This window comes from Campylobacter sp. TTU-622, from assembly GCF_016598965.1.
GTDB lineage: Bacteria > Campylobacterota > Campylobacteria > Campylobacterales > Campylobacteraceae > Campylobacter_D.
The window spans coordinates 1-3,223 of record NZ_JAENKR010000113.1; the positions used below are offsets into that span (position 1 = coordinate 1).

3 protein-coding genes are annotated in these 3,223 nt (G+C 23.5%); all 3 read left to right on the top strand.

Translation table 11 applies throughout. From position 1 onward, the window contains the following. Positions 1 to 216 precede the first annotated feature (216 nt). The gene (locus JG677_RS07545) at positions 217 to 1,326 is read left to right on the top strand and encodes a hypothetical protein (RefSeq protein WP_200286029.1); all 1,110 of its coding nucleotides are present in this window, start codon (positions 217 to 219) and stop codon (positions 1,324 to 1,326) included. Beyond that, positions 1,323 to 2,279 carry a type IV secretion system protein gene (locus tag JG677_RS07550; RefSeq protein ID WP_200286030.1) on the top strand — a complete coding sequence of 319 codons (957 nt, stop codon included), beginning with the start codon at positions 1,323 to 1,325 and terminating at the stop codon, positions 2,277 to 2,279. The genes JG677_RS07545 and JG677_RS07550 overlap by 4 nt, the downstream gene beginning before the upstream one ends. A gap of 86 nt (positions 2,280 to 2,365) precedes the next feature. Continuing rightward, a complete protein-coding gene (locus JG677_RS07555; protein WP_200286031.1) occupies positions 2,366 to 3,160 on the top strand; it encodes a TrbM/KikA/MpfK family conjugal transfer protein in 795 nt (264 codons plus the stop codon). Positions 3,161 to 3,223 lie beyond the last annotated feature (63 nt).

Below are 3,223 nucleotides of genomic sequence, written 5' to 3' on the forward strand. Positions count from 1 at the left end.
ATTTTATTTTTTAATTAAAAAAGAGTTATTTTTTTGAAAAAATATTAAAAAGATATATTTAGTTTTAAAATCTTTATTTTAGGGCTTTTTTATTTTTTATAAGCCACCAATTTAATTTTAATTTTAATGAAATAGTGGCGGTTTTCTTAATTTAGGTTTTAATCCTTATTTTTATAATTGTATTTAATTTAAAAATAAAAATATAAAGGATATAAAATGGAAGACATTAAAGAAGAACAAACTCCAAAGAGTATTTTATCACAATGGCAAGAGCAATTTGATACTGAAAAAGAAAAAAAAGAAGAGCTAAATTTAGAAAAAAGTAGTGAAGAATTAGAAAAAGAATTAGAAGAAGTTAATAAGCTTAATTTTCAAGAAGATTTAGAAAATCAAGAAGAGTTAAAAGCTAAATTAGAAAAAGAATTAAAATTAGAAGATTTACCACAAGAAGCAAAACAAACTTTAGAAATTCTAGAAGAAAAAGAAAAACTTGATAATGATATGCGTAATTTTATTGAATTAACTACAGAATATGAAACCCCTAATGAAAAAAGAGCTTTTATTGAAAATAACCTTAAAGAAATAAAGGATAATCCAGAGCTTAATGAAAGTTTATCAATTTTAAAAGAACAAGAACAATTGCAAAAAGAAATTAACAATACTAAAGAAGAAATGGCAAAAGAAGAAAAAGAATTAAAAGATCAGTTAGAAAATAATGAGAAAAAAGGCTTAAGTCAAGAAGAATATGATGAGAAATTTGCAGAAATGGAAAAAGAACACGCTCAAAAACTTAAAGAAATGGAAGAAAAAATGGAAAAGTTAGAGCAAAATTTTGAAAATTCTATCGAAAATCTTCTTAACTCAAAAAGCCTTAGTGCTATTTTAAAATCATTGTATGAAATGGATAAAAGTTTAAATTTGATTTTAAAAGAAAAAGAAAATAATTTTGATGAACTTAATCGCCAAAGAGAAGAAAAATTGAATTTAGCTATGCAAACAGAAAAAACTAGAGAAGTGGTAATAGATTTTATTAAAGAGCTTCACCAAAAAACTAAAAGTGTTGAAAATGGTATTAATGATATGAATAAAGAACGTAATTTTTATTATGAGCTTGATAAGCTTACAAAAAATCCAGAGAAAATGGATCTAAAAGAAACTCAAAAACTACAAGAATATATTAATTATATTGATAAAGAAACTCCAAATTTTAAAGAAAATTATCCTAAAAAATATAAACAAACTAAAAAAATTATTGAAAATAATATTAAAAAAACAATGGATAAAGCTAAAGTTAAAACATCAGAAAGTAAAGGAATTTCATTATGAAAATAAATAAATTATTTTTATCTTTACTTTTTTCAACTTCATTATTTTCATCAGGTATTCCAGTAATTGATGCAGCGAGTATAGCACAAGCCGTTACTAATTATAAGCAAATGATAACACAATATCAACAAATGATTAAAGATACAACTAACTTTGAAAAGCAAATGAAAGAGCTTGGAGTAGATATGTCTTCTATAAGCGAGATTTTAGGTGATACAAAATCATTAATTAGTCAAACCCAAAGTTTATATGATAATATTAAAGCTATTCCAGATGATTTTTACGGAGAAATTGAAGATATCACTAGAGCTTGTAATTTTATGGAAAAAGAAAGCTCTTTTTTCCAAATTAAAATTAAAAATGTAGGAACAAAATACATAGATAAGGTTAATACCTGTATTTCGGCTATAAGTGATACAACAGAAGTAGATAAATCTATACAACAACTTAATCAAAAGCTTTTAACTTTAACCAAAAATGATACTAAAACTTATAATGAAACTCTAATACAAATTCAAAATTTAGAAAATGCAAAGCAATATTTATCATCTAAAGCAAATCAAGATAAAATAAATAAAATGTTATCTTTTTATGATAATTATCAAAAAAATGAAAGTAATAATCCTTATACTAAGGTAAAAATGGATAAAGATTTAAAGGAGCTTTCTAAACAATTATTAAAAGCTAATAATCAAAAACAGGCTCAAGCATTAACAAATGCTATTTTAATTAAAATTCTTGAAATGACCCAAAGACAATATGAACTTAATATTTATTTTTCTCAAGCAGTAGCAAGTTTAGGAATAAATGGTGGCAATACTCAAATAAACAAAAGTCCAAGTTTTGATTTAACTTACGAAGAGCCACAAGATCCTAAAGAATATAATCCTTATTTAAAGGATATTCAACAACAACCAAAAGATGAAAACGGCTTTCCTATTTTCACTTTTTAAGACTATAAAAAGAATATAAAAATACTATAAATTAAATATAAATTAAGTATAAATATACTATAATTATAATATAAAAAGGAGAAAAAATGAAAAAAAGAATTTTAGGTGCTATTTTAGTTTTTTATACAACTAATGTTTTGGCTATATCTATACCAAATATGCAAACATTTACAGGAGATAAAAGATTAGCTTGTGAAGCTATTTTGTGTCTAGCTTCACCAGTTTTACCAGCTGAATGTAGTTCTGCTATTGCTAAATATTTTTCAATACATTTTAAAAAACCGTGGAAAACTTTAGAGGCAAGAAAATCTTTTTTAAATCTTTGTCCTTTAGGAAGTTCAGAAGCTATTTTAAGTGATGATAAAGATTTAGAAGATTGGAGAAATAGTTTAGTTAATTTAACAGGAACTTGCTATGTTCCAGATTTAAATAAAAGATATCAAAGGACTATTTTAAGCACAGAAACTATACGTAAATGTAGCGGACACGGAGAAGGTTGCACTACGATAACAATTAATCATTATGGATATAGAATTAATCCAACTTTAGATAATAATTGTAAAATTCTTTCATCGCATAAATATTCTAATTACAACTTAAAATATGTTTGTTCCACAAAATTTTATCCTGAAGAAGATTGGAATAATGGCTATGAAAAAAAAGAAATTACACAAGAACAATATAATTCTTTAAAAGATGAAGATAAATTTAAAGCAGATAAATTAACTAAAATTACTTATACTGAATATAAAAATTTACCAGAAAATAAAAGAAAAATAGATACAAGTGATAGAATAATTAAATATTATAGAATAGATTTAGGTTTCTATCAGAAAATTTATATTAATAAAAATTGTTGGATTAATGAAAACAAAAAATAATTTTAGTAAAATTGTGAAAAAGGAGAGTTGCAATGAAAAAAGATAAACTTCAAATAGCAAAAC